This is a genomic window from Rhizobium sp. HT1-10 (genome assembly GCF_049472505.1).
In the GTDB taxonomy this organism is placed as follows: Bacteria; Pseudomonadota; Alphaproteobacteria; order Rhizobiales; family Rhizobiaceae; genus Rhizobium.
Window position 1 is genome coordinate 183511 of the sequence record NZ_JBCEBQ010000005.1, and the last position, 25914, is coordinate 209424.

20 protein-coding genes are annotated in these 25914 nt (G+C 62.6%); 9 read left to right on the forward strand and 11 right to left on the reverse strand.

The genetic code is table 11. The features are described 5' to 3' along the window. Positions 1 to 199: 199 nt before the first annotated feature. A complete protein-coding gene (locus tag VH564_RS15280; protein ID WP_423340702.1) occupies positions 200 to 847 on the reverse strand; it encodes a VOC family protein in 648 nt (215 codons plus the stop codon). Positions 848 to 1288: 441 nt separating this feature from the next. Between VH564_RS15280 and VH564_RS15285 the strand changes: the two genes are divergently transcribed. Continuing rightward, a complete protein-coding gene (locus tag VH564_RS15285) occupies positions 1289 to 1750 on the forward strand; it encodes a GFA family protein (RefSeq protein WP_423340703.1) in 462 nt (153 codons plus the stop codon). 305 nt (positions 1751 to 2055) lie between these two features. On the opposite strand, the gene VH564_RS15290 is transcribed toward VH564_RS15285, so the two are convergent. Further along, positions 2056 to 8658, reverse strand: coding sequence for a hypothetical protein (locus tag VH564_RS15290; RefSeq protein ID WP_423340704.1), 6603 nt, complete (start codon positions 8656 to 8658; stop codon positions 2056 to 2058). Between the two features lie 468 nt (positions 8659 to 9126). Between VH564_RS15290 and VH564_RS15295 the strand changes: the two genes are divergently transcribed. Next, positions 9127 to 9495 carry an Hpt domain-containing protein gene (locus VH564_RS15295; RefSeq protein WP_423340705.1) on the forward strand — a complete coding sequence of 123 codons (369 nt, stop codon included), beginning with the start codon at positions 9127 to 9129 and terminating at the stop codon, positions 9493 to 9495. A 169-nt stretch (positions 9496 to 9664) separates the two neighbouring features. Continuing rightward, positions 9665 to 9985, forward strand: a complete 321-nt coding sequence (locus VH564_RS15300; protein WP_423340706.1) for a 2Fe-2S iron-sulfur cluster-binding protein — start codon at positions 9665 to 9667, stop codon at positions 9983 to 9985. Positions 9986 to 10283: 298 nt separating this feature from the next. On the opposite strand, the gene VH564_RS15305 is transcribed toward VH564_RS15300, so the two are convergent. Then, entirely contained in the window at positions 10284 to 10904 is a 621-nt protein-coding gene (locus VH564_RS15305) for a DUF922 domain-containing Zn-dependent protease (RefSeq protein WP_423340707.1), read from the reverse strand. 174 nt (positions 10905 to 11078) lie between these two features. Here VH564_RS15305 and folP point away from each other — a divergent pair, with 174 nt between their 5' ends. Genes folP through folK form a run of 3 tightly spaced genes read left to right on the forward strand, consistent with a single transcriptional unit; the run spans position 11079 to position 12743 of the window. After that, positions 11079 to 11867 (forward strand): dihydropteroate synthase, encoded by a 789-nt coding sequence (gene folP / locus VH564_RS15310; protein ID WP_423340832.1) that lies wholly within the window; start codon positions 11079 to 11081, stop codon positions 11865 to 11867. Further along, entirely contained in the window at positions 11864 to 12232 is a 369-nt protein-coding gene (gene folB / locus VH564_RS15315; protein WP_423340708.1) for a dihydroneopterin aldolase, read from the forward strand. The genes folP and folB overlap by 4 nt, the downstream gene beginning before the upstream one ends. Next, positions 12225 to 12743, forward strand: a complete 519-nt coding sequence (folK, locus tag VH564_RS15320) for a 2-amino-4-hydroxy-6-hydroxymethyldihydropteridine diphosphokinase (RefSeq protein ID WP_423340833.1) — start codon at positions 12225 to 12227, stop codon at positions 12741 to 12743. Before folB ends, folK begins: the two co-directional genes overlap by 8 nt. A 50-nt stretch (positions 12744 to 12793) precedes the next feature. Here the strand turns inward: folK and VH564_RS15325 are convergent, their stop codons facing one another. The 4 genes from VH564_RS15325 to VH564_RS15340 all read right to left on the reverse strand — a co-directional run bounded on the left by VH564_RS15325 (position 12794) and on the right by VH564_RS15340 (position 16583). Then, positions 12794 to 13345, reverse strand: a complete 552-nt coding sequence (locus VH564_RS15325; RefSeq protein ID WP_423340709.1) for a hypothetical protein — start codon at positions 13343 to 13345, stop codon at positions 12794 to 12796. A gap of 103 nt (positions 13346 to 13448) precedes the next feature. Next, positions 13449 to 14522 carry a YcjF family protein gene (locus VH564_RS15330; protein ID WP_423340710.1) on the reverse strand — a complete coding sequence of 358 codons (1074 nt, stop codon included), beginning with the start codon at positions 14520 to 14522 and terminating at the stop codon, positions 13449 to 13451. Continuing rightward, positions 14519 to 15994, reverse strand: coding sequence for a YcjX family protein (locus tag VH564_RS15335; protein WP_423340711.1), 1476 nt, complete (start codon positions 15992 to 15994; stop codon positions 14519 to 14521). Before VH564_RS15335 ends, VH564_RS15330 begins: the two co-directional genes overlap by 4 nt. A gap of 79 nt (positions 15995 to 16073) precedes the next feature. Continuing rightward, positions 16074 to 16583 carry a SixA phosphatase family protein gene (locus VH564_RS15340; RefSeq protein WP_423340712.1) on the reverse strand — a complete coding sequence of 170 codons (510 nt, stop codon included), beginning with the start codon at positions 16581 to 16583 and terminating at the stop codon, positions 16074 to 16076. Positions 16584 to 16862: 279 nt separating this feature from the next. Between VH564_RS15340 and dksA the strand changes: the two genes are divergently transcribed. Beyond that, positions 16863 to 17282: an RNA polymerase-binding protein DksA gene (gene dksA / locus VH564_RS15345; protein WP_423340713.1), complete on the forward strand. Its 420-nt coding sequence runs from the start codon at positions 16863 to 16865 to the stop codon at positions 17280 to 17282. Positions 17283 to 17395: 113 nt separating this feature from the next. Here the strand turns inward: dksA and VH564_RS15350 are convergent, their stop codons facing one another. After that, positions 17396 to 18556 (reverse strand): flagellar biosynthetic protein FliO, encoded by a 1161-nt coding sequence (locus VH564_RS15350; protein WP_423340714.1) that lies wholly within the window; start codon positions 18554 to 18556, stop codon positions 17396 to 17398. A gap of 338 nt (positions 18557 to 18894) precedes the next feature. Between VH564_RS15350 and cckA the strand changes: the two genes are divergently transcribed. Next, positions 18895 to 21501 (forward strand): cell cycle histidine kinase CckA, encoded by a 2607-nt coding sequence (cckA, locus tag VH564_RS15355; protein WP_423340715.1) that lies wholly within the window; start codon positions 18895 to 18897, stop codon positions 21499 to 21501. Positions 21502 to 21528: 27 nt separating this feature from the next. Here cckA and VH564_RS15360 read toward each other — a convergent pair whose 3' ends face one another. The 3 genes from VH564_RS15360 to VH564_RS15370 all read right to left on the reverse strand — a co-directional run bounded on the left by VH564_RS15360 (position 21529) and on the right by VH564_RS15370 (position 24425). Continuing rightward, complete coding sequence (locus tag VH564_RS15360) at positions 21529 to 22425, reverse strand: DMT family transporter (protein WP_423340716.1); 897 nt, start codon at positions 22423 to 22425, stop codon at positions 21529 to 21531. A gap of 82 nt (positions 22426 to 22507) precedes the next feature. Next, positions 22508 to 23434 (reverse strand): pseudouridine-5'-phosphate glycosidase, encoded by a 927-nt coding sequence (locus tag VH564_RS15365; RefSeq protein WP_423340717.1) that lies wholly within the window; start codon positions 23432 to 23434, stop codon positions 22508 to 22510. 46 nt (positions 23435 to 23480) lie between these two features. Then, positions 23481 to 24425, reverse strand: a complete 945-nt coding sequence (locus VH564_RS15370) for a carbohydrate kinase family protein (protein ID WP_423340718.1) — start codon at positions 24423 to 24425, stop codon at positions 23481 to 23483. A 240-nt stretch (positions 24426 to 24665) separates the two neighbouring features. Between VH564_RS15370 and recA the strand changes: the two genes are divergently transcribed. Next, positions 24666 to 25754: a recombinase RecA gene (gene recA / locus VH564_RS15375; RefSeq protein ID WP_423340719.1), complete on the forward strand. Its 1089-nt coding sequence runs from the start codon at positions 24666 to 24668 to the stop codon at positions 25752 to 25754. Positions 25755 to 25914: the final 160 nt, after the last annotated feature.

Sequence of the window (25914 nt, forward strand, 5' to 3'; positions counted from 1 at the left end):
GTATCGTGGACGATATCGGCCGCTTCGCGCCAAAAGGGGACATAACAGCACAGCTCGATATTATCGTCTTTCAAACTTTATTGCGGACGTCGGCTCAGTCGAGCCGCCGAAGACTGACATTGACCTACCGGAAAAGCATGTCGCAGATTTCGGGAATGCTGCGACAATCTAGGTCGGTATTCAGAGATTTGAGATATATTCAGTCGGCCGGACCAGCAAACAATATGAGGTTTTCATCCGGGTCTCTAACAATGAAGTTTCGAGCACCCCACGGCTCCTTCTTGAGCGCCTGGTGAAAATCCACTCCGGTAGCTTGGAAATCCAGAAAGAGTCGCTTGATCTCACTTGCGGTGTCAACCGTGATCGAGGCGGCGAGCAGATGTTCGCGTTGTCGAACGTCGCCGACAAACACAGGCTCGCAAACCAGCCTCAGAGCGAGGCGCGCATTGTCACGAACAACCTGTCCATAAAATGGAGGGTCGCCGTAAGCAAAGTCGAGCGCGAAGCCGAGTTTGTCGGTGAAGAATTCACACGACGCTTTAATGTCGGAGACGAAGAGTTGCGCGGAGACCGAACTCAGAACCGGGTGGGATGCGGTCTGTCTGCTTTGATTGGTCATGCCACAGGCCCCTGACTTGAGCGCCAGCCACCCCTCGAACCCCAATTGACGTGCGACAAGTTCTTGCGCGTCATTCAGCTTGAAACTGGATTCCAATATCTGACTATCGTCGAGGTGTTGAAATCGTGGCAACGCAGCGCGGATATGGGCCGCGACTGGATAATACCGCTCGCGATGCCACCGCAAATACTGCTTGGCTTGCTTCTTGAGGTTTTCGAGATTCGGCATAGGCGCTACCTTTGAAGTTGTAGGCGGGCGTTGCCCAGTCGGCTCAAAGGCCGGTGCACCCTACGAAGCGCCATTTTCAAAATGCAGAATATGCGTGAGACTGTCAACACTCACTTTATTGCGCTCCGCGACTAATCCGGCGACACATTCTGGAGCAATCGTTCCCTATGAAAGAGTATCGGCCACCGCTTGTCACAAAGCTTCCAATCCAACTCCGAAGAGTTTCCTCTACGACGCCGAGTGGCGAGTGCTCCGAGAACCCAATGGCAAGGCGACTGTCCGCTTTTTACCCGATCTCAGTTTTCCGGAGAGCGGCCCCTGAATGTTTCCTTATGACCGACAGCGGACATGCCAAACACGAGACTGGCGATCCCCATGCGACTGTGCGAATTGCTCATCATATGCTAGTCGTTGCCAATCATTGTGCAGAGGTTTCGCTGCGTGACGCATTTAGGATTGGCAAAAAGCCGCGATCTCGCAGGATCATGCCAATGCGGTTCGGTCACCTATCGGGTGGCAGACGAGTTCACTTTCGCCGCCAATTGCCATTGTTCAATCTGCCGCCGGGCAACCGGCGCCGCTTTCAAACCCCTCGCCGGGATTGAGCGTGAAAAGCTGTGCGTCACCAGCGGGCAGGATGATATTCAGGTCATCGACGCCGAGGGGTGGCACGACGAGCGGTGCGGTCGCTGCGGTTCGTTCCTGTTCTCGGTCGTCCGCGATGGAACATTTGCCCATATTGCCATGGGAACCATCGTCGACGATCCATCCATTCGGCCCACTGCCCATATCTTCGTCGGTTCGAAAGCGCCGTGGTTCACCATCACCGACGATCTGCCGCAATATGAAGAGCACATTGTCGCGGAAGAAAATCAGGCTCGCGGCACGGCGCAGGCCTGCTGATCGATCAGGACAGCGGTACAGCTAAGCCGCGTCCGATCGCAGGCGTCGCCATCACTGCCTCGTACCAGCGCCTGGCATTCGGAAAATCCATAAGATCGACCTGATGCCGCTCGTGCCGCCATGCCGTTTTTCGCCTCCTCAAGTCCGATTTCCTCGACCGCCGGCTGAGCCGTGAACTTTAGCGACACACAACGAAAACCGCTCGCGACGTCAGTGTCGCGAGCGGTTGATGTAAGCGCAGGCTTTTTCATTTCGGTTGAGGATGTGGCACTCAACCGGGGGTGTGCTCAGCTGTTTGCCTGCCCCTAGCTGAAGCGGCCGGCTGCGTGGGCGAGCATGGTGTAGACCTTGCCTGTATCCGACGTCAGGTAAGACTGGGTCACCGACTTGTCGCGGTCCGTGGCCGCGACATCGCCGAGCAGTTTTTCGAAGTCGCCGATATAGCGATCGACTGCCGTCCGGAACTCCGGCTCGCGCTCGTATTTGCGCTTGATCTCGTCGAATGTCTGCTGCCCCTTCAGCGTGTACAGGCGACGGGTGAAGACGTCGCGTTCGCCACGCTGGTAACGGCGCCACAGATCGACCGAGGCATCGTGATCGATGGCACGGGCGATATCGACCGACAGTGAGTTCAGCGATTCGACCACATGACGCGGGTTGCGGGTGTCGCCCGAGCGCGCAGCGGGAGCGGCGGTCTCGACCGGTGCTCTCTGCGCCGGGGCGCGGGCTGGCGCCGTATCGGCGGCGTCCTCGCGGGATGCCCCACGCAGGAGGTCGCTGATCCATCCACCACCGGCTGCTTCCTGGCGGGCAGGTGCCGGCATTTCCGGGGCCTGACGCTGGGGCTGCGATACCGGCGCGCGATCGGCCGAGATGGTGCCGCGAAGGCCCATCGGCTCGATCGGACGTGGCTGCTGTACCGGCGCCGGCTGCTGCAGGAATTGCGGTACCGGCTGCGGTGCCGCCGGCTGACGCGGCTGGGCGACGGGCTGCGGCTGCGGTGCGGGCGCCTGGGCCTGAGGCTGTGGGGCGATGGCAGCAGGCTGCTGTGCTGGACGCGGAGCCGGGGCCCTGGCGACCGGAGCAGCGATTTCCAGATGCTGCGACGACTTGCCGACGATCTGCGAGATGTCCTGCAGCGCCTTGATCTGCTCGGCGACGGCGCGGCGCATGGCGGCAGCGCTTTCCTTGGCTTCTTCGGGCAGGTCGAAGGCGCCACGCTTCAGTTCCGTGCGGGTCAGGTCGAGTTCCTTGCGGATATCGCCAGCCGAACGGCGGATCTCGTCGGTCGCGCCGGAGAAGCGATCGATCGCTTCTTCGACCGCGCCGCGCAAGGTTTCACGCATGGAGTAGGCGGCATTGTCGGTCGTCTTGCCGGCTTCCGACATCATGGTCTCGACGTCCGAAAGCGACGCCGTCAGTCCGCCGCGCAAGCGATTTGTCAGCTCGCTCGAGCGCCGCTCGGCGTTGGCGAAGGTTCCTTCGATCGCCTGGTTCGCCTCTGCGCCGGCCTTGCTGAGGGCATCGCGCATGGTGTCTGCGGTTTGCTGGGCGCGTGCTTCCGTGTCGGACAGGACACGGCCGATATCGGAGAGGGATGCCTGCACGCCCTGGCGCAGGTTGCCCGCCACCTGGTTGCTGCGCTGCTCGGCTCTTTCGAAAGCAGTCTCGACGATCCCACCGACCGCCCGAAGCGTCTTCTCGATCTCTTCCGACCGCTGCACGAGGCCGATGGACAGGCCTTCGAGGGCGGCTTCGCGTTCTTCCAGCGTCGACATCAGGTTGGACTGCGCCGCCCCCAGAAGCTGCGAAGCCTGGGTCAGAACCTTCGAGTGTTCGTCGAAGCGCCCGATGATGCCGCCAACCTGCGACAGGGTATGGACGGAAATGTCGCTGAGCTTGTCGATCTTGCCTTCGAGCAGGCGCGTCGAGGCTGAGACCAGCTCCGAGGCCTTGCCTGCACTTTCGGCAAAGCGCTGGCTCGTCGAGCCAAGGCGATTGTCGACATCGGCAAAATCGGTAGAGGCGCGGTTGAGCATGGCGACCAGGGCCGAGTTGTTGTCGGCCAGTCGTTCCATCAGCCCGTTGACGTTGGAGAGCAGACTGTTTTCCAGCGCATTGACGGTGCCGGCAACGCTCTCCGTGCGGGCCGAAATCGCGGCCAGCGTTTCATTAGTGCGCGAGGCGATGGCGCTGACGAGAGCAGCGTTTTCGGTGCGCAGGCGCTCGGCTGCATCCTGTGCAGCCGCCGCGATGCGTTCGGCGGCCTGTGCGCCGGTCGCAGCATAGGCTTCGACGACAGGGCGCGCCTTTTCGTCGATGATCCGGGCGAGCTCGTTCGAGCGGCCAGCCAGCATCGAGTTGAGGTCGCGGCTGCGCTCGTCGAGGCTGTTGCGAATGGCCGAACCACGGGCTTCCAAAGCCTTGTCGACATCGGCAAGCGTGGCATCGATATCGCGCGCACGCTCATCGAGGTTGGAACGTATGGCGTTGCTACGATCCTCGAGGGCGCGTTCGACGCGGGTGAGACCGGAGACGATTTCCTCGCCCGTTCCCGACAGCGACGAGCGAAGCGACATGCCGCGCGCCTCCAGCGTCTTGTCGACGTCGGAGAGGCTGGCATCGATTTCGCGGGCGCGCTCTTCGAGGTTGCTGCGGATGGCGTTGCTGCGGTCTTCGAGCGCGCGTTCGACACGCGACATGGTCGAGGCAATCTCCTCGCCGGTGCCCGTCAGGGTCGAGCGCAGCGATGTGCCGTGGGCTTCGAGCGAGCTCTCGACCTCGGTCAGTGCCGCTGACAGCGCCGATACCTGCTTGCCGACCAGGCCTTCGGCCTCTCCGACCTTGTTGACGATGATGTTGCCGGCTTCCGAGAATGTCTGGGCGACGGCAGCCGCCTGGCCGGCGAGCCGGCTCTGGGTTTCCGAGACGCGATTGACGATATCCTGCGAGCGCTCTTCCATCGTGCGGGTGAAGTCGTCGCTGCGGTTTCCGAGTTCATCGGCGAACTGCTGGCCCGTGCGGGCAAGAAGGTCGGCGGTGCGGGTGGCTTCGTTGTCCATGCCCTGCGCAGCGTCGGCAACGGCCGTGCGCAGCGTCGTTGCCAAGGCCGTTGCCTTGCCTTCGATGGTGCGGTTGACGGCGTCGAGGCCGACGTTGAGCGCGCGGTCCATGGTCGACAGGCGTTCATCGATGCGGGCGCTGCCGGCATCCATCGCCTCTGCGATCGTCGAGGTGCGAGCGTCGATGGTTTCCGCCAGGCGGACAGCCGCATCGCCGCTGGCGCGATCGATTTCGCTGACACCGCCGGCAAGGCTGTCGGCCAGCCGGACGCCTGCGGCATCGACCTGTCCGACGACGGCCGTCAGGCCATCGCGGATGCGGCCTTCCACGCCGGCAAGGCCGGTTTCGACGCGCGCACCGGTTTCGGCAAAGCGGGCCGACATGCCTTCGACCGAGGCGTCGAGATGCGATGAGAAGGTTTCGGCCGAGCGGGTGATTTCGCCGGCGGCTTCCTGGAACTTGCCGGCAATCTCGCCAGCACTGTTCTGCAGGCGCTCGTCCAGCGACCGAGCGCTCTGCTCGATGGCGTTGCGCAGCGACGCCTCGTGGTCCTCGAGCGACATTTCCATCATGCCGACGCTGGTGGCGATCGAGGTGCCGATGGTCATCGCCTGGTCTGAAAGCGTGCCATCGATCTGTTCATGGGCTTCGCGAAGGGTCGATTGAAGGGCACCGCTGCGCTCTTCGAGCGTGGTGCGGATGCGGTCGTGGGCCGAGGCCAGGCTCTGGTCCATCTGCGCCAGGCCGGTTCCGATCGTTGCCTCCAGGCGTCCGGTGGTGTCGAACAGCGCGTTCTCGACGCGTGCGGTCGATTGGCCGACGACATTTTCGAGGCGCTCGCCGCCGCTGTTGAGGACACCAGACAGTCTTTCCGTGTGGGCGGCAAGAGTCTGGTCCAGGCGTTCCTGATTGTCGACATAAGCAGCGCGGATCGTCTCGGCTTCGTTGCCAAAGGTACCGGCGATGCGGGCTTCTGCACCTGCGACGCTGTCGAGGATGGCGCTGGTGCGCGCTTCCAGCGCGCCGTCGAAGCGGCTCTGCGATTCGTCGAGAGTGATGGCGAGCGCCATCGTCTTCTCGTCGAGCGTCTCGCCGATGCGGGTATGGCTGCCGGTGACGGCGGCGTTGATGGCATCGACGCGAACGCTCAGTGTCTCGTCGAGGCGGGCCTGGTTGTCGGCAAGCGTCTGGGCGAGGGTGCGGGTCTGCTCGTCCATTGTATCGCGCAGGCGGTCGTGGCCGGTTGAGACAGATGCGGCGATGGCATCGCTGTGGCTGCCAAGCGTGTTTTCGAGGCGCTCCTGGCTTTCCGACAGAGAGATGGCCAGCGCCATGGTGCGGTCGTCCAATTGCTCCGTCAGGCGCTCCTGGCTTCCTGCAACTGCGCTCACGAAGGCTTCGGAGCGGCTGGTCAAGGTCTGGTCGAGACGCTCCTGGCTTTCCGACAGGGCGATGGCCAGCGCCATGGTGCGGTCGTCCAGCTGTTCCGTCAGGCGCTCGTGGCTTTCGGAGACGGCACTGACGATGGTCTCGGAGCGGCTGGCCAAGGTCTGCTCGAAGCGCGACTGGCTGTCGGAGAGCGCATTGAACAAGGCGCCGCTGCGCTCGGCCATGACAGCGTCGATCCGCTCATGGGCTGAGCCGAGGGTCTGGGTAATCTCGCCTGTTCGGGCCGACAGCGTGTCGTTGAGGGCCTGGGTGCGGCCGACGAAGGCCGAGGTGAGTTCGTTGGTGCCGGATGCCAGCGCCGAAGTCAGCTCGGACGTGGCCGTCTCGATGACGCCGGTGAATTCGCCGGAACGGGCAGCAAGCGTCTCGTTCAACGCCTCAACACGACCGTTGAACGCGGCGTGAATGGTCTCGGTGCCGGAGGCGAGTGCGGAGGAGACATCCGTCGTCACCGTCTGCAGCGCGGAGGTCAGCTCGTTCGAGCGCGCCGTGATCGTCGTGGTCAGATCGCTGCTGCCGGCGGTGAGGGAGGTGGAGAGTTCCGAGGTGGCGCCGCGCAGTGCGGATGTCAGCTCCTGGGTACGGGCGCTCAAGGCTGCCTGTAGCTCCTCGGAACCGCTGCCAAGCACGGCCGCGACGTCGCCGGTGGCGCCGCGAAGCGCTGACGTGAATTCGCTGGTGCGGCTCTCGAGTGCCGAGGTGATTTCCAAGGCCTTGGAGCCAATGGCGCTTTCAAGGACTTCGTGGCCGGTCGAAAGCGCTGTTGCCAGCGCGAAGGAGTGGTCGGTGAGCGATGAGCCGATCCGCTCGATGCTGCTGTTGAGGATGCCGTCCATCGCGTCGGATCCGCCAGCCAGCGTCTCGTTGATACGAGCAAGGCTTTCCATCAGCTTGCTGTCGAGCGAGCCCGCGCGCTTGTCGAAGGCATCGGTGAATTCTGCGACGCGTTCATCAAAGCTCGTCGAAACCTGGGCAACGGTCGACTGCAGCCGCTCTTCGAAGAAGCCGGAGCGCAGGTCGAGATCCATGACGGTATCGTCAACGCTCGACTGCAGGCTCTGGCGGAAAGTCGCGCCCTTTTCGTCGAGCGCGCTGTTGAGCTTCGACAGGACGGTGTCGAGCGTGTCGGTGATGCCGCGTTCGCCGGTGTTGAGGCTGTCGCTGATCTCGCGGGTGCGGGCAATCAGCGTCTCGTTCAGCTGGCGGGCGCGGTCGTTAAGAGCCGCGTTCAGCTTGTCGGTGTTGGCGTCGAGCGTGGATGCGCGCGTTTCGAACTGGCTGAGCAGCTTGCGCCCGCGCTCGGTCAGGGTGGTGGAGAGGGATTCCAGGCGGGTATCGAACTCCTGGTTCAGCGCGAGGCCGGACGCGCTGAGGTTTTCAATCAGGCTGTCTGTCTTAGCGGCCAGCAACGAGCCGAGCGACTGGAGGGCTGTATTGGACTTTTCCGACAGCGCGGCAGCGCGGGTGTCCATCAGCGTGGCGAAGGCTTCGCCCGAGGTCGCCAGCCGGATGGCGATTTCTTCGGTCGCCAGCGACATGTCTTCCTTGATCTGCTCGTGGACGCCCGAAATCGATGACCGGATACGCTCGGCATGATTGACGATGGCATCCCGTTCGGAGCCGAGTTCATGCACGAGACCACGCACGCGCAGTTCGTTGTCGGCATAGCTGCGCTCAAGCGCGTTGACCTCGGAGTGGACAAGGGTCTCGAGTTCGGTGGCACGGGCGATGGTGCGCTCGATGCCTTCGTTCATGGCCGACACTTCGCGGCGCACGGCCTGACCGACCGTCATGATGCGTTCCGATGCGATCGATTCAGGATCGGAAAGGCGCAGCGCCACTTCCGCCATCGAGCGCGCTGCGTTGCGCATGTCCTGGGCGCGGGCCAGCATGATGGCGAAGGCGTAGAACAGCAGGATCGGAACCAGGATGCCGATCAGGCAGGCAATGACACCCGGCAGTGCAACGAGGTCACCGATCGATCGGATCTGCCAGATCGGTGGCGAATAGATGATGCTGGTGAGACCGAGGCCGGCGATCAGCCAGATGAAGGAAAAGATCGTTGCATTGCGGATCGCTCCGCCGATCGAGGCGTTGTCGAGCGCGCGCAGAATAGCATGTGGGTTAGCCCTGCTGGTATCGTTGGCTGGTTCGAACACCGGGGCGCGGGGAGCATCCTGCGCCCTTCCGCCACGAGCGGCGGCGGCACGAGCCGCTTCTTCCTTTGCCCGCTTTGCACGTGCATTCGAAGTCTCAGCCAAATTTGCCTCCGTGGCACCCGGTGCAGGTCCGGTGCGAGCTGGTATTCCGTCATCGCTGAAATCGATCTGCAGCGCCTCGTCCAATGCCTTGAAGGCCTTGTCTTCCACCGATTCGCTGTATTTGTTGTTCGCCATACGGATACGCCTCGTTACACTCGTTCCGACTGATCGGGCATTTCGAAAATCCGCCAAGATCCGAAATCCAGCAATCTCGCCAGCCGTACTACCGATTTCCTTAACAAGGCATCGGCATCCTCGTTACAATCCGTCCGGACCGCACTTTCGTGCACAGACGGTACCAAAACATTACCACTATCTATCCGTTGGGCAAAGACGACGCCGGGACAGGAAGTACCAGTATCGTAGTGACACATTAGCAGCAGTGTTACAATTATCGGATGGCAAACGCTCTCATGCGTTAGGATGTTGTTAACACCTTTTAAATCAAGGCATTGCCCAAAAGATGAGAATTTAACCGTGTTTAACGGACGTTAACCATAGGTGCAGTTTTTCGCCCTCAATGCGCCGGAATTTAACGCGATGGCCACGCCGCGGCCGCAACTATGCAGCAACGCAGCAAGACTAGAACGGGAGAATTGGCACATGGCCGCACTGAACATCGCATTCGAAGCTCCAGACAATTCGCGAGGCCTCGGCCCGTCTCGGGAAAAGCCGATCGATCTCGTCCACCTCGCGCGCCAAACGATGGGCGACAAACTGCTCGAAATCGAGGTTTTACAGATGTTCGCGCGCCAGGCGCGCAGCTGCCTACAGGATATCGCCAGCGGCAACGACGAGCAGATCAAGGCCGGTGCCCATCGCCTGAAAGGGGCCGCCCGTGCGGTCGGCGCGTTCAAGGTTGCGGAATCGGCCGAAGGCTTCGAAGCCAACTCAAACGATGCCTCGCGGATGGCTGCGGTCGGTTCCGCCGTTGTCGAAGCCGAGAACTTCATCCTGAAGCTCTGCCGCTGATCTGGACTCCGCCACGCCGTCCCCAAATGGGACGGCGGACGCCTGCATGCGCCGCCGCTGCGCTTCATAGCGACCATTCGCTTTCGCGGACGGCGATGTTGACTGCTGTTTAGAATTGTTGGAAGGAATTCCGGTCTTCCAATCTTACTCGCGCATACCGGATAACGTCATGACCAAACTGACCATCGTCGCTTTCGACGGCACCCGTTTTGATTTCGATGCCGACGAGGGCTCGACAGTCATGGAAAATGCCGTGCGCAACTCGGTCCCCGGCATCGAAGCCGAGTGCGGCGGCGCCTGTGCCTGTGCGACCTGTCATGTCTATGTCGACGATGCATGGATCGAAAAGGCCGGTCCTCCTGCGGCGATGGAAGAGGACATGCTCGACTTCGCCTTCGACGTCCGTCCGAGCTCGCGGTTGTCCTGTCAGATCAAGCTGACGCAGGCGCTGGATGGGCTGGTGGTCCACGTGCCCGAGCGGCAGGCCTGATCGACGCGCCATTCCGAAGCCCAAAAAAAACCTCGCCCTTTGAAGAGCGAGGTCAGGCGGGCGTATCACCGACAGGCGAGGGAGGAAGCGCTTGCGGCTTCGGATACGCCAGGAGAACCAAGTCAACCGAACGCCATATCGCCCGGGATGTGTTAAATAAGCTGGCACTAATTATTCCGCGCGTAAAGCACCAGGCCGATTTTTCCCCATATCTTTAGAGCGCAGCGTGGCAGATATCGCACAGGCGCGACTTCCCAGCCATGCTCCGATAAAGATTAACTTATTGATATAGATCAATTTATAGCGAAGGCTTGATTTCTGGTCGACGTGCCAGTCGTTCCATGCGATCCGCAAAGTTGGCAGCCTCGACGCGGTCGAAGTGCTCCTGATCCCTGTCATGCAGACGAATCGCGCGTGCTGATTCGCGGCTGACCTTGTCCTGCAGTAAATCGCAGCTGCGCTCCGGGCGAAGCGCCATGATGGCTTTTTCCATGCGGTTTGCGTGGCTGCGGGCAATTTCCGCGTGGTGTTCCTCATGGCGCCTGATGTCGGTTGCGAGCCGGTCCCAGACGGCCGGTAGTCCGGTCTCGGCATGGCGCCGATCGCGCCAGCGTGGGAGGATGATCTGGGTATCGACCGTGACCCTGGCGCCGCCGATATGACAGCGTCCACCGCTCTCGACATAGGTCGCCTGACCGCCGAAGCGGATACGCGTCGCACCGGGATGTCGGCTGCTGGCGCCCATGGCGACCGGCCCGCGGGCATTGAGAGCGGCGTCCAGCTGGTCGGCGGTGTTGCCGCTGATGTCGAAGTAGGACACGGAAGTTTGCGCGATGACCTCGGCCTCTGCTCTGTGCCACGGACCCCAGGCGAGAAGCGTGGCAACGGTGAGCGAGGCAATTCGAGAAGCAGGCGGCATTCGCGGCGGGACCAGTTGAACTTCGAGGAAGCTTGCGGCATAGGCACTGCGAGCGCAATATCGGGGCGCGACTTTTTTCAGTTTGAGCAGGATGGACGTTTCGTGACGGGGTTTCGCGACAATCTCTGGCATGTGGGTCACGGTCGTCACCTCGACCTTGAGAACAGCGCGCTGATGGCGATCGTCAACGTAACGCCCGATTCCTTTTCGGACGGCGGTCAGTTCGACGCAGTCGAAGCCGCCGTCTCCCACGCGCTCGCATGCGTCGCAGACGGCGCGCGGATCATCGACATAGGCGGCGAATCGACCAGGCCCGGCGCCGAACCCGTCAGTGCGGCCGAAGAGCAGGCGCGGGTTCTGCCCGTCATCGAAGCCTTGCGCGGACAGACCGACGCCCTGATCTCGGTCGATACCTACCGCGTCGAGACTGCGCGGCGCGCCGTGGCGGCAGGCGCCCACATTATCAACGATGTGTTCGGCCTTCAGCGCGAACCCGATATCGCGGCACTGGCGGCCGAGACGGGAGCCGGGCTCTGTATCATGCACACCGGGCGCGATCGCCAGAAGCTCGCCGACGTGATCGAGGATCAGCTGCTGTTCCTCAGCCGTTCGCTGGAGATCGCCGATGCAGCCGGCGTCCGGCGCGGTCAAATCGTCCTCGATCCGGGTTTCGGTTTCGCCAAGGGCGCCGACGAAAATCTGGAGCTGATGGCGCGTTTTTCCGAGCTTGGATGTCTGGAACTGCCGTTCCTTGTCGGAACCTCACGGAAACGCTTTGTCGGGGAATTGACTGGCCGGGATGCGGCGGACCGGGATGTGGGGACGGCGGCGACGACGGTCATTCTGCGAATGCAGGGTGCTACGATTTTCCGCGTGCATAATGTCGCAATCAACAGGGACACGCTTGCGGTCGCAGATGCTATGCTGGCGATGCAGGCGAAATCAGGAATGAAACCATCATGAGCGGCATCTACACAATTACCCTGCAGAACTGCGCGTTCTTTGCCCGGCACGGCGTGCATGACGAGGAGGAGTTTCTCGGTCAGCGCTTTTTCGTCGATGCCGAACTCGATGTCGCCGCCGGCGAGGCGCTGGTCAGCGATTCCATCGATGGCACCGTGAATTACGGGATCGCTTTTACCGTGATCGAAGAGATCGTCACCGGTAAAAGGCGCTATCTGATCGAGGCGCTGGCGCTCGACATTGCCAAGGGCCTCTGCGAGAAGTTCGCCCAGATCAAGCGCGCCCAAATAACCGTGCGCAAGCCGAACGCACCGGTGCCCGGCGTTCTCGACTACGTTCAGGTGAGCATTGAGCATTTTGCCTGAAGCCGATTTCGTCGAAGCGACGCTCGGGCTCGGCGGCAATATCGCAGATCCGGTGCACGCCATGGCCAGCGCGTTGCGAAGCCTCGACCTGCGTGCCGACTGCGATGTCGTGCGGGTGTCCCGCCTCTATCGCACGCCGCCTTGGGGTAAGACCGACCAGGCATTCTTTTTCAATGCTTGCGCTTCGGTCGCCACCCGGCTGTCGCCGGTAGAGCTGCTGGATGTCTGCCTGGATATCGAGCGGGAGATGAAGCGGGAGAGGATAGAGCGCTGGGGTCCGCGCACGATCGATATCGATATCCTCACCTTCGGCTCGGTGACCTCAGACACCCCGAAGCTGCAGATCCCGCATCCCCGCATGACGGAGCGTGGTTTCGTGCTCATGCCGCTTGCCGATTTTGCGGCCGACCTTAACGTGGCTGGAGACACGGTCGCGCAGTGGCTGTCCCGGGCCGACGTCGGGGGCATCGAGGTCGCCGACGCCGACCGCGACTGGTGGCGACGCGACTGAAACGAAAAGGCCGAGCAGTCGCCCGGCCTTCGAGACTTGGCGCGAGAGCCTTACTTGATGGAGCCGACGGTCATGGTGTCGACCGCTTCGCGCTTCAGGCTGAGACCGATGACCGGAACCATGGTCTCCTCGACCTTCACCGAAATCGTTACGTTCATCGACTGGTCGTCCTGCAGCCGGGCGATCATGGCGCCGTTCAGCTTCTGGCGATTGAGGCCGACGACCACGGTGTTGTCGTTGACGGAGCCGGAGGTCACGTCGAGGCCCTTGCCGGCCGCGCCATCGAGAAACTTGCCGTTGTAGGAGGCGCCGTTCTGGGTGATTTCTGCCGACATGGGCTGCTGGAAAACGCCGACGCGGCAGGTGCCGTCGAGCTTGACGCCAGCCGTCGATCCCTGGCTCGGCGTGCCGATCAGGTTGCAGGTAAACTTCGTGCCCTTGTACTTGCCGGCAACGATTTCACCCGGGCCGCGCCATGTGCCGGACACCGACTGGAAGAACGCCTTGTCGCGTGACGCGGCGCTGGCCGACTGGGCCCAGTCGACGACGGGAAGGGCCGCTACGGCAAAGCCGCAAACAAGAAGAAATTTACGCGAAAACATAGGCTTTCCTTGGCGAAGGGGAACCGGAAACTAAGCCGCAGTTTTGCCTCAGAATGGTTAACAGGATGTTTCAGTGACCGAGAAAGCCTGACGATAGACCCTGTCAGGACCGGTTTTTATTCGCGCCCGGCGAGAGGTCGCCGATGAAGTCGCCGATGCCGGGCCGCTTCAGCGCCTTGAAGGGCAGGGGACGGCACAAGTCCATCGCGGCAATGCCGATGCGCGCCGTCATCAAGCCGTTGACCACGCCTTCGCCGAGCCTTGCCGAGAGCTTGGAAGCAAGGCCGTGGCCGACGATCTGCTGCATGAGCCCGTCGCCGACAGCAATCGAGCCGGTGACGGCCAGATGGGCAACGACGTCTCGCATCAACTTCAGCATTCCGAGCGTACCAGGACGACCGCCGTAGAGATCGGCCATGGCCCGCACCAGCCGGGTCGATTCGTAGAGCACATAGAGGAGGTCGACGATGGCGCGGGGGCTGACGGCTGTCACCACCGAGACGCGCCGGGAGGCGGTCAGGATCAAGGTCCGTGCCTCCCGGTCGAGCGGTCCCAATAGTTCGCGCTCTGCCAGCGTGATCAGGCCGGGCGTGTCGATGATGTCGTTCTCGGTTGCTTTCAGTGCTGCGCGGCCCTTTGCGGTGGCCGGGCGTGCGGCGAACAGCGCGGAGAGCCTGTCGATCAGCGCGCGCGCGCGGGCCGGCCTTGCCTCCAGTGACGCAGCCTCCGCTTCCGTCCGGATCTCGTGCACGGCGGCGAGCCGCATCATGCCCGCCGTCTCGCGGACGACGATGCCGAGCACCGCAAGGATGCCAACGGCAAGAACGCCAAGCGCGGTGTATCCGAGCCAGTCGGCACGGCTGAACAGGTCGCGGATCAGCGTGTCCGTCCACAGGCCGAACGCAAGCGACAGCAGGATGCCAAAGGCACTGAGCGCGACCTTGGCAAAGGAGAAGCGCCGGCGCGAGCTGAGGCGCGACGCGCTGTCCTCCAGCGAGCCCGTGGGGCTCAGGAATGGATCTTCCTCGTCGGGTGTCAGCACCACGTCGGCGTCGAAGCTCTGTGGCCTGCGGTTTTGCACGGCAGGCGCGGCATTTTCGACGCCTTGGCGCGGATCGGGTTCCAGCGAGAAGGCTGCGGGCTGGCGCGGGGGATTGTCGTCGATCGATGGCGTCATGCGAGGCGGTCTCCGAACAGGAACTGCATGGCCCGATCGAGCCGGATATGCGGCACCGAGAGCACGATGCCCGTATCGGTGCGGTCGAGCAGCGGCGGCCTGAAGCGAACGACGTTGACGTCAGGCAGGGCTGAAGCATCGCTTTGGGGTTTGCCGTGGCTGAAGAGTTGCTGCGGATCGCGCGGCAGGTCGCCCGGAAACACGGCCGTGTTGCGGATACCGTCGAAGACCTCGCCGCCGATCGTTTCGCCCGCCATCGGCGTGCCGACGATGACGGGCAGGACATGCCCCTCGCGGTTGACGGTCGCCTCGCGCGTCGCGCGGATCGAGGCCAGCGCCATGACGTCGATGCCGGCCCCGGTCATGCCGATCTGCTGGGTGGCGCGCTCGACCAGACGGCGCGTCAGGGCCTCGAGCCGGTCGTGGCTTTCATGGTGGAGATGATCGGCCTTGGTCGCTGCGACCAGCACGCGATCGATGCGACGGCCGAGGAAGGAAGACAGGAAGCTGTTGGTGCCGGGGCGGAAACAGGCGAGCACGTCGGCCAGCGCCCGCTCCAGATCCTGTATAGCCTCGGGGCCGCGATTGATCGCCTGCAGCGCATCGACAAGCACGATCTGTCTGTCGAGCCGGGCGAAATGCTCGCGGAAGAACGGTTTGACGACGACGGACTTATAGGCCTCGTAACGCCGCTCCATCATCGCCCAGAGCGATCCCTTCGGACCCTTGCCGTCGGCAGGTCGAGGCAGTGGCGCGAACGTCAGCGCCGGTGAGCCGTCGAGGTCTCCGGGAAGCAAAAACCGGCCCGGCGGCAGCGTCGACAGCGAGCGCTCGTCCGATTTGCAGGCCCGCAAATAGGCTGTAAACGCGACCGCAAGGTCGCGCGCCCGCATCTCGTCGGCGGGGGCTGCGCCATCGGTCGATGCCGAGAGCGTCAACCAGTCGCGCGCGAGTTCGGCGCGGACCCCGGTTGTTGCCAGCTCCAGCGTCTCGTCGCTAAAGGTTTGATAGTCCTTGCCGAGCAGCGGCAGATCCAGCAACCATTCACCGGGGTAGTCGACGATGTCGATGGACAGTCGTCCCGGCGATAACAGCCGGCTCCAGCCGCTGGCGCTCTGATATTCGAGCGTGATGCGAAGCTCCGAGATTGCCCGGGTGGAGTCCGGCCAGATCCTGTCCTTCACCAGCGCCCTGATATGGTCTTCATACTGGAAGCGCGGCACCGCGTCGTCAGGTTGCTGCTCAAGCCGCACGGCCGAAACACGGCCCGACTGCATGGCTTCAAACAGCGGCAGGCGGCCGCCGTTGAGGAGATTGTGAACGAGCGACGAGATGAAGACCGTCTTCCCGGCCCGCGACAGCCCGGTAACACCGAGCCGGATGGTGGGATTGACCAGATTGGCCGCGCGATCGGCCATGTTGTCGAAGGCAATCAGCGCGTCGTCTGTAAAGGAGGTCAGGCTCGGAGGCAAAGCGGCGTCCCTTGATTGAAGTCCACCGCAATATAGGGAGGGCTGCAGCAAATAGAAGCAGCGCCGCTAGGCGCGCGCCCTATTCGCGGAGGAAATCGCTGAGGATCCAGGTGACGCCGGAGCTATCCGTCTTCTCGATGGCATCAAGCACGGCAAAGCCGGCGGTCGGGAAGCCGCCGGGCAGGGACTTCTGCATGGCGTCGTGCCCGATCAGCGCCTCGAGCACCTGCGAGATGATGGGATTGTGGCCGACCATCATGATCGAATTGTCGGCTGTTTGAGCCGACAGGATCTCGAGATAGGTCGTTTGCGAAGCCTCGTAGAGACCATCGACATATTCCACCTCGGTTGTAGCACCCGTTGCCCGCTTGAAGGCATCCGTCGTCTGGCGGCAGCGGAGCGCTGTGGAGGAGATGACGATATCGGGCCGATATCCCTTGTCGGCGGCCCTGTCGGCAACGATTTCCGCCTGCGCAAAGCCGTTATCGTTGAGCGCACGGTCGAAATCGCGTTCTCCGGGCTGGGCCTGCGCGGCCTCGGCGTGGCGCAATAGAAAGATGCGGGACAGCTGCGGCAAGGTACTGATCATGGGTCAAATCCATCCTGAAGTTCGTCGCCGACCTTGCGTTTGCCCGGACCCCTTCGTCAACTGCCGCGCTTGAAGCAACAACGAAAACAAAGCTGTGGTCCACAGAAGGCTTATAGCCTGGACGCCATTGCCGGCGAAATAAAGCGATGAAAGATTAGACGTTTAGCTGAATTTTATGACAGATTTAAAAATCTCTTGACGGCCTCTATTTGGCTTGAATCGGTACCACCGGTTGCTGTATACCCCGCGCCATATGAGATGTTCTTCAGGAGAATCGCGTTGAGTGAGAAGATCGATCTTGGCACCTATGTTCCCTCGGAAGATGAGGAGTTCATGAATGTGCGGCAGAAGGCCTATTTCCGATCCAAGCTCGTCATTTGGAAAGCCGATATCCTCAGAGAAGCGCGCGAAACGCTAGAGCATCTCGCAGAAGAAAGCGCCAACCACCCAGACCTCGCCGACCGGGCATCCTCCGAAACCGACCGTGCCATCGAGCTCCGCGCCCGCGACCGCCAGCGCAAACTGATTTCCAAGATTGACGCGGCCCTGTCGCGGATCGACGACGGTACCTACGGCTACTGCGAAGAAACCGGTGAACCGATCGGCCTCAAGCGTCTCGATGCACGGCCAATCGCCACCCTGTCCATCGAAGCCCAGGAACGCCACGAGCGTCGCGAAAAAGTCTACCGCGACGAGTAAGAGCTGCTTTATTCCATCCGAAAACCAGAGGCACGACATCAATTTGTCGTGCCTTTTCTTTTGTCTCACGAGACCGGCTGCGGCCGTTGAGACCGAGCCGGCTCTCCGCAAGCCTATTTGTCGCGGGTAACGCTCATTTCCCCGAAGATCCGCGCCACTTCCTTCTGCAAGGCCGCATCGCCGCCGACGATGGGCGCCATCTCGGGCTCGCGTCGCGGCTGTTGGGGGGCGGTCGCTTCGGGGCGCGCTGGCGCCGTGGTCGATCCGAAGCGTTCGGCGGTCAAAGAGCTTGCCATCTCCGCATCGAGGATGCTCTCGAAGTCGGTGTTTGGCTTTCGCGCCGGCACGATGTCCGGAGTCGGGATGTCGAAGTCCTCGTTGTAGGCGTCGCGTGCCAGGATAGGCGCCGCCTGAGCCGAGCTCGGCGGTGATGGCAGCACTGCGACCTCGGGCTCTATCCGGCGATCCGGCTGCGGTGCCAGCACGCGGCTGCGGGCGGCATCGAGAACGTCGGCCGCTGCGGCCTCTTCCTTGCGCCCGAAGACGACGGGCTCGATCCGTTCAGGAGGGGCGACCTGCACGGGCGGCGGCGGTTGAAACGCCTGCACGGGGGGTGACGGCGCGGCCGGGGGAGCAACTGGGGCGGGCTGTGCTGGCTGAGGAACCTGCCGGGTCGCTTCCAGCCGCTCGACGGCGGGGGCAAGGTCATCCGGCTTGACCGTGTCTGCCGACGGGGAAGCTACTGCCGCCACAGGTTTCGGCTCCGGCGCAGGGCGCCGCTGCGGAGCGGGCGCGACGGGCGCTTCGATCTTGGCCTGTACCGGTGGCGGCTGGATGCGCGGTGCCGGCTCGGGCTCCCGGCTGGGAACGCGGGGGTGCTCCCGCGGTGCATCGAGCTGTTGGACAGGCTGGGCCGGCTCTCTTGCCGACAACGTCTCCAGTGTTGGTCGTTCTGTCACCAGTGGCTGCGCGCCCGGCTGCCGCGAGTTATCGCCAATGCCGCTCTCAATGACGATATCGGTCGGACCGCCGATCATCACCAGATGCTCGACGCCGTCGCGGCGGATCAGCACGATGCGGCGCCGCGCGTCGATGGCAGCGGCGTCCAGCACCTGCAGGCGCTGCTGGCGGCCCTTGCCGCCGCGCACGAAAGGAGACGGTGCGCGGTTCCGCACGAGCCAAAGCACCCCGAACAGCACCAGCAGGGCAACCGCCACGCCTCCGGCGGCAACGAACAGGCGGCTGCCATAGGTTCCTGCTATGTCGTCCAGCATTGTCGATCCTCCGTTATGTTGATTCGGCGTCGCGATAGTTCACAAGTGTTGGGAACCGGATGTTTGATCGCGCACCGGTCGACGATCATAGGTATAGGATCGCCTGAGAAACAAGATGTCTTTGGCCTTTGTCCAACAAGCTCAGCGGAAATCTTGCCGCGCGCGGCGCTCTGAACCATGTTCTGCAGGAAGCTGGCGCAGTTCCTTGTGAATTCAAGCCTTTCTGGGCTGCAGGCCGCTTTTTGCCGGTGCCGCGACTTGCTAAGAAGATCAAAGTCCTGATTCCAAAAGTCCGTCGACACCTTTGACGGAATGCGGAGCGGACCAACGAGGGGTTCATGACCAAGCTGCGTCAGTCCGACGAGTATAGCGTACCGCTGGTCGATCGCGGGGTTCGTTCCGGAATCGTGCTTCGCATCATTCTTCTGGCGCTGGTGCTGATTGCCGCCGCTGCGGCGTTCGTGGTGTTCAAGAACGAGCTCGACAACGAGATCGTGCTCGGGGCACTCGGGATCCTGGCGATGGTCGGGATCTTCTTTCTCGTCTCGTCCGTGATCGGCTTCGTCGAGGTCATGCCGCAGACCCAGTCGGACAGCCTTGCCCGGTCCTTTCTCAACAGCCACCCGGACGGAACGCTGATCACCGACGACAAGGGGCGGATCGTTTACGCCAATCTCGCCTATGGCGATCTGACCGGGGCAAAGAAGACCAGCGAGGTCCAGTCGCTCGACACGCTGCTATCGCGCAACCGCGAATCCAACCAGGCGCTCTACCGGCTTTCGAACGCATTGCGCGAAGGCAAGGAGGGAAGCGAGGAGTTCCGGCTGATGAAGCCGCTCGGTCCCGTGGGCACCAGCGGCTCGGGCGCCCACTGGTACAGGCTGAAGGCGCGATTGCTGCCGCCCGGACAGTCGCGCGGCAAGGCACTGCATATCTGGCAGATTACCGACATCACCTCGGAGCGCGACGATCAGGAGCGCTTCTTCAAGGAACTGCAGAACGCCATCGACTATCTCGACCATGCGCCGGCCGGGTTCTTCTCCGCCGGCCGCAAGGGCGAGATTTTCTATCTGAACGCGACGCTTGCCGAGTGGCTTGGCCTCGATCTCACCAAGTTCACCCCGGGTTCAATCTCCGTTGGCGATCTCGTCGCCGGCGAGGGCCTGGCGCTGATCCAGTCTGTGCAGGCGGAGCCTGGTCTCAAGAAGACCGTCACACTCGACCTCGACCTCAGGAAGGGCAACGGCCAGAGCCTGCCGGCCCGCCTCGTGCATAGCGTCACCTCCATGCGCGATGGCGCGCCGGGCGAGAGCCGGACCATCGTCCTCGGTCGCCAGAAGGACGACGATGACGACCAGTCGGCCTCTGTTGCAGCGATGCGGTTCACCCGTTTCTTCAACAACACGCCGATGGCGATCGCTTCCGTTGACGGAGCCGGGCGGATTTTGCGCACCAACGCGCCGTTCCTGAAGCTGTTTTCCAACGTCGTCTCGCGTGACGATATCGAGCGCGGTGCTGCGCTTGAGGTGATCTTCAGCGAGAGCGAGCGGCCACGGCTGGCCCAGGCCTTCGCCGCCGCCAAGGATCGCCAGGGTGACATTCCATCGATCGATTCCCGCAATCCGATGGATGAGACGCGGCATTTCCGCTTCTATATCAACGCCGTCATCGAGCAGAGCGATGAGGCGCCCGAGGAAGCGGCGATCGTCTACGCCGTGGAAGTGACCGAGCAGAAGGCGCTCGAGGCACAGATGGCGCAGACCCAGAAGATGAACGCGGTGGGAACGCTTGCCGGCGGCATCGCCCACGACTTCAACAATGTGCTCACCGCCATCCTGTTGTCCTCCGACCATCTGTTGCTGCAGGCGCGGCCGGCCGATGCGAGCTTTGCCGATCTGATGGAGATCAAGCGCAACGCCAACCGCGCAGCCGTGCTGGTCCGCCAGCTGCTGGCGTTCTCCCGCAAGCAGACCATGCGCCCGACCGTCATCAACCTTACCGATGTCATCGGCGATCTCAGGATGCTGGTGGAGCGGTTGCTGTCTGGCACCCGCGTCAAGCTCGAGGTCGAATACGGCCGCGATCTCTGGCCGGTAAAGACCGATCTCTCGCAGTTCGAACAGGTGTTGATCAACCTTTGCGTCAATGCGCGCGATGCCATGCCCGAGGGCGGCAGGCTGGTGCTGCGGACCCGCAATGTCTCGGCTGCCGATATGGCCGCTTTCAACTCGGCCTACCTGCCGCAGGAAGACATGGTGTTGGTCGAAGTCAGCGACAACGGCACCGGTATTGCGCCTGAAATCATGGACAAGATCTTCGAGCCGTTCTTCACCACCAAGGACGTCGGCAAGGGCACCGGCCTCGGCCTTGCCATGGTCTACGGCATCGTCAAGCAGTCCGGCGGCTATATCCAGCCCGATTCCGAGGTCGGCAAAGGTACGACGTTCCGCGTCTTCCTGCCGCGCCACATCATCGAAGTGCTGCCGCTTGGCGAAGGCGAACTGGAGGCACCGAACGCACCGCCGATGGGCCAGGGTGCCGTCATGCCCGAGGTCGAGCAGGCGGACCTGACCGGCAAATCGGCGGTTGTCCTTTTGGTCGAGGACGAGGAAGCGGTCCGCCGCGGCGGCAAGCGCATGCTGGAAACGCGCGGCTACACGGTTCACGAAGCGGGGTCTGGCGTCGAGGCGCTGGAGATTCTTGAGGAACTGGAAGGCAAGGTCGATGTCGTCGTTTCCGATGTCGTCATGCCGGAGATGGACGGCCCCACCCTGCTGCGCGAATTGCGCAAGATCTATCCGGACATGAAGTTCATCTTCGTCTCAGGCTACGCAGAGGACGCCTTCGCCCGCAATCTGCCGGCCGATTCCAAGTTCGGCTTCCTGCCGAAGCCGTTCTCGCTGAAGCAGCTGGCAGTGGCGGTCCGCGAGATGCTCGACAGCTAAGGCCAGGCTCCACGCCGTCCCGCCATCCTATCCACGGCGGGCGACGAGAATGCCGACCAGGACGACCGCGCCACCGATGGCCTGGAGCGGCCCGATGGCTTCTGCGAGCAGGATCCAGGCGAGGATGGCCGCGACGACTGGCTGCAGAAGTAAGGTCAGGGACGAGAAGGCGGGCGGCAGGTAGGCGAGCGCATAGGTGATCGCCACCTGGCCGCCGGCATGGCTAATGAAGGCCAGGCCGATCAGCATCGACCAGCCAAACAGACTTGGCGGCAGCATCACCCCTTCCGCCAGCAGTGCGATCGGCAACAGGCAGACAGCCGCTGCGGCCGTGCTCCAGATCATGATCTGCAGCGTGTCGAACCGGCTGCGCAGCCGGCCGATGACGAGGATGTAGCCGGCATAGAAGAGGGCCGCGACGGTCGCCAGTCCATCGCCGCGCAGATCTCCATGGGCAAGACCGGCAAGACCGCCCTTGAGCGTCACGATGCCGACCATCGCCGTCGCCAGCCCCAGCAGGAACAGCCCCGAAATTTGGGCGCGCAGGAACAGCCAGCCAATGACGGCGACAAAAATCGGCGCCAGATTGGCGAGCAGCGTCGCATTGGCAACCGACGTCATGTGGATCGAGAGATGCCATGTGACGAGGTCGGTCGCAAGGAACAGGCCCGGCAGCACCAGCATGAAGCTGTCGGCAAGACTGGCCGGGCGGATGGCCGATTTTTCCCGCCTGGCAAGGGCGAAGATGAGGAGCGGGATCAGCGCCAGCGCGACCCGCCAGAAGGCGGTGGCCAGAGGGCCCACCTCGGAGAGCCTGACGAAGATCGGCGAGCCGCCGATGGCCGCGCCCCCGAGGATCAAGGCCGCCAGCGGAATGCCATTGTCGACCGCCTTAGCGGCATCGGAGCGGATGAGCTTTGACAAGGGCGTCGTCCTGTTGCGCTGACCAAAAAAGAAAGCCGCGCCGATATCAGGCGCGGCATGTGTTCAGTCCTTGCGGTGCGCTTCAGTCCGCCAGGGCGACGGCAATTTCGGCGGCGAGCCGGGCATTGTTTTCGACCAGCGCGATGTTGGTCTTGAGGCTGCGGCCGTCGGTAATGTCGAAGATGGTGCTGAGCAGATAGGGCGTGACGGCCTTGCTGACCACTTCCTCGCGCTCGGCACTGTCGAGCGCTCGCTCGATGTAGATCTCCATCTCCTCGCGCTCGATCTCGTCTTCCTGCGGCACCGGATTGGCGATCAGCATGCCGCCATCGATGCCCAGCTGCTCGCGCACGGTCTGGAAATTGGCAATGGCGGCCGGGCTGTTCAGCGTCAGCGGGCTCGGCAGGCCCGATGCCCGTGACCAGAAAGCTGGGAACTCGGCGCTCCCGAAGGTGACAACCGGCACGCCTCGGGTTTCGAGGACTTCGAGCGTCTTAGGGATATCGAGGATCGCCTTGGCGCCGGCGCAGACGACGATGACGCCGGTGCGGGCTAATTCCTCGAGGTCGGCGGAGATGTCGAAACTGGTCTCGGCGCCGCGGTGGACACCACCGATGCCGCCTGTCGCAAAGACCTTGATGCCCGCCCGGGCGGCGGCAATCATCGTCGCGGCGACCGTCGTCGCGCCGGTGCGACGCTCGGCAATCGCGAAGGCCAGATCGGCACGGGAAACCTTCATGGCATCCGTGGTCTGGGCGAGGCTCTCGAGCTCGGCGGGCTCCAGGCCGATATGCAACGTCCCGTGGATGACGGCGATGGTTGCCGGAACAGCACCTTCCTCGCGGATGATGGCCTCGACGCTGCGGGCCATGGAGATATTGCCGGGATAGGGCATTCCATGGGTGATGATCGTCGATTCGAGCGCGACGATCGCTGCGCCGCGCGCCTTGGCAGCGGCGACCTCCGTCGAATAGGAGATCGGCAGCAGGGCGGAAAACGGTCTGGTCATGGGCTTGGCCACCTGAATTGACGTGTTTGACGAGCGGGATGAGGCTTCATGACAGTATTTCGGCCTCCGGGACAAGGGCTAGCGTCTGCTGGAGCAGCTCTGGCGACAGATTTTCAGAGGTCGCGTAGGGCGACTGGACGGTGATCGCCGCGGCCGCTGCGCCGTTGCGGATAGCCTGCGCGAGATCGTGTCCGGCCAGCAACGCCGCCAAGACACCGGCGGCAAGCGAATCGCCGGCGCCCGTGACATCTGCGATCTCGGGGAGGGTCGGTGGCTGTAGCGTGAGCGTGAGATTTTCTGAAAAGGCAACCAGCGGCCGCTGTCCCCGGGTGATCACGCCACCCCTGAGGCCAAGCGTCCTGAGCTGCGCAACCCATTCGCGCGGATCTTCTGGTCGGCTTCGGCTCAAAGCTTCCGCTTCGGCCTGGTTGAGAAAAAGATAGGAGATGCCGCCGAGGCAAGGGCTGAGGCGCACCACCTTGGCCGGCGAGATGGCGATGGCGGCCAGCGGCTTGGCCATATCGGCGCACCTGGCCGCGATCGCCGCCAGCGTTTCCGTTGGCAGGTTGGCGTCGCAGAGGACGAGGTCGCATTCGGCAAAGGCATCGCGGACCGCGCGGATCATCAGCCGGCGTGGGCCGAACAGCTTATAAAGCTCCATATCGGCCAGAGCGATGACCAGATTGCCGTCATTCTCGATGATCGCGGTGTAGCTCGGCGTCTTGCGATCGAGGAAGACGAACGGACGGTCGTCGACGCCGGCGTTGCGGGCGGATGCAGCGACCATCTCGCCGAGAACATCGCCCCCGCGCGGGGAAATCATCCGCACGGCATGGCCGAGCCTTGCCAGATTGCGGGCCGCATTGAAGCCACCGCCGCCAGGCTCCTCGAACCAGGCACCGGGATTGCTGGCGCCGGCATTCGTCTCCCCAAAGATCCGACCGCGCCGATCGATATGGGCGCCGCCCAGAACGAGAATCGACTTAGACATCGAAGGCTCCAACGGCGCTCAAGCGGTCGATTCGGAGCTCGTTTTCGAAGTCGGGAAGGAGCTTCTTATGGGCCCTAAGCCATTGCCGCGAAAAGGGAAAGCAAATATAGAACAAATCCGATTTTACCTTTTCGTTTCAATAATTTGATAGGCACTTGCAGAAACAGAACAAAAAGAGTACAAAAACTCTATGAACTGCTTCGTTGCCTGTACGGCTTCAATAACCTAAAGGTGGACCCTATGTCACAGAATAGTTTGCGGCTCGTAGAGGACAAATCGGTGGACAAAAGCAAGGCGCTCGAAGCCGCACTCTCTCAGATCGAGAGGTCGTTCGGCAAGGGCTCGATCATGAAGCTCGGCTCGAACGAGAGTATCGTCGAGATCGAGACAGTTTCCACAGGCTCGCTGAGCCTTGATATCGCACTCGGCATCGGCGGATTGCCGAAGGGGCGTATCGTTGAGATTTATGGACCGGAAAGCTCCGGTAAGACGACGCTGGCGCTGCAGACCATCGCCGAAGCCCAGAAGAAGGGCGGCATCTGCGCCTTCGTCGACGCCGAACATGCGCTCGATCCGGTCTATGCCCGCAAGCTCGGCGTCGATCTGCAGAACCTGCTGATCTCTCAGCCAGATACTGGCGAGCAGGCACTCGAAATCACCGATACGCTGGTGCGCTCCGGCGCCATCGACGTTCTGGTCATCGACTCCGTCGCGGCTCTGACACCGCGCGCTGAAATCGAAGGCGAAATGGGCGATAGCCTGCCAGGTCTCCAGGCCCGTCTGATGAGCCAGGCGCTGCGCAAGCTGACCGCGTCGATTTCGAAGTCGAACACGATGGTCATCTTCATCAACCAGATCCGCATGAAGATCGGCGTGATGTTCGGCTCGCCTGAGACGACGACCGGCGGTAACGCGCTGAAGTTCTATGCCTCGGTCCGCCTCGATATCCGCCGCATTGGCGCCGTTAAGGACCGCGAAGAGGTCATCGGCAACCAGACGCGCGTCAAGGTCGTCAAGAACAAGATGGCACCGCCCTTCAAGCAGGTCGAATTCGACATCATGTATGGCGAAGGCGTTTCGAAGACCGGCGAACTTGTCGACCTCGGCGTCAAGGCCGGCATCGTCGAAAAGTCGGGTGCCTGGTTCTCCTACAACAGCCAGCGTCTCGGGCAGGGGCGTGAAAACGCCAAGATCTTCCTGCGTGACAATCCGGAACTCGCCCGCGAAATCGAGACCATGCTGCGCCAGAGCGCCGGCCTGATCGCCGACAAGCTGCTTGTCAACGGTGGTCCCGATGCCAATGACGGCGACGTCGCCGCCGACATGTAAGGGGCCGGACCTTAGGGTCTGAGCGTCAGTTTTCATTCGCGGCCGCACACTCCTCAGGGATGTGCGGCCGCTTTCGTTCCTGTGGCTGGACAGGATCAAGAGCGAGCGATAAAAGCCAATGGATTTTGTGAGAAGACTGCCTGGGGCAGCGATAAGGGCA

Bases quoted from the DNA above. Each gene is read 5' to 3' on its own strand.
- VH564_RS15280 (WP_423340702.1), bottom strand. From the start codon at position 847: ATGCCGAATCTCGAAAACCTCAAGAAGCAAGCCAAGCAGTATTTGCGG.
- VH564_RS15300 (WP_423340706.1), top strand. From the start codon at position 9,665: ATGACCAAACTGACCATCGTCGCTTTCGACGGCACCCGTTTTGATTTC.
- recA (WP_423340719.1), top strand. From the start codon at position 24,666: ATGTCACAGAATAGTTTGCGGCTCGTAGAGGACAAATCGGTGGACAAA.
- folP (WP_423340832.1), top strand. From the start codon at position 11,079: ATGGCGATCGTCAACGTAACGCCCGATTCCTTTTCGGACGGCGGTCAG.
- VH564_RS15290 (WP_423340704.1), bottom strand. From the start codon at position 8,658: ATGGCGAACAACAAATACAGCGAATCGGTGGAAGACAAGGCCTTCAAG.
- VH564_RS15365 (WP_423340717.1), bottom strand. From the start codon at position 23,434: ATGACCAGACCGTTTTCCGCCCTGCTGCCGATCTCCTATTCGACGGAG.
- VH564_RS15340 (WP_423340712.1), bottom strand. From the start codon at position 16,583: ATGATCAGTACCTTGCCGCAGCTGTCCCGCATCTTTCTATTGCGCCAC.
- VH564_RS15370 (WP_423340718.1), bottom strand. From the start codon at position 24,425: ATGTCTAAGTCGATTCTCGTTCTGGGCGGCGCCCATATCGATCGGCGC.
- VH564_RS15295 (WP_423340705.1), top strand. From the start codon at position 9,127: ATGGCCGCACTGAACATCGCATTCGAAGCTCCAGACAATTCGCGAGGC.
- VH564_RS15330 (WP_423340710.1), bottom strand. From the start codon at position 14,522: ATGACGCCATCGATCGACGACAATCCCCCGCGCCAGCCCGCAGCCTTC.
- folB (WP_423340708.1), top strand. From the start codon at position 11,864: ATGAGCGGCATCTACACAATTACCCTGCAGAACTGCGCGTTCTTTGCC.
- VH564_RS15325 (WP_423340709.1), bottom strand. From the start codon at position 13,345: ATGTTTTCGCGTAAATTTCTTCTTGTTTGCGGCTTTGCCGTAGCGGCC.
- cckA (WP_423340715.1), top strand. From the start codon at position 18,895: ATGACCAAGCTGCGTCAGTCCGACGAGTATAGCGTACCGCTGGTCGAT.
- VH564_RS15305 (WP_423340707.1), bottom strand. From the start codon at position 10,904: ATGCCGCCTGCTTCTCGAATTGCCTCGCTCACCGTTGCCACGCTTCTC.
- VH564_RS15350 (WP_423340714.1), bottom strand. From the start codon at position 18,556: ATGCTGGACGACATAGCAGGAACCTATGGCAGCCGCCTGTTCGTTGCC.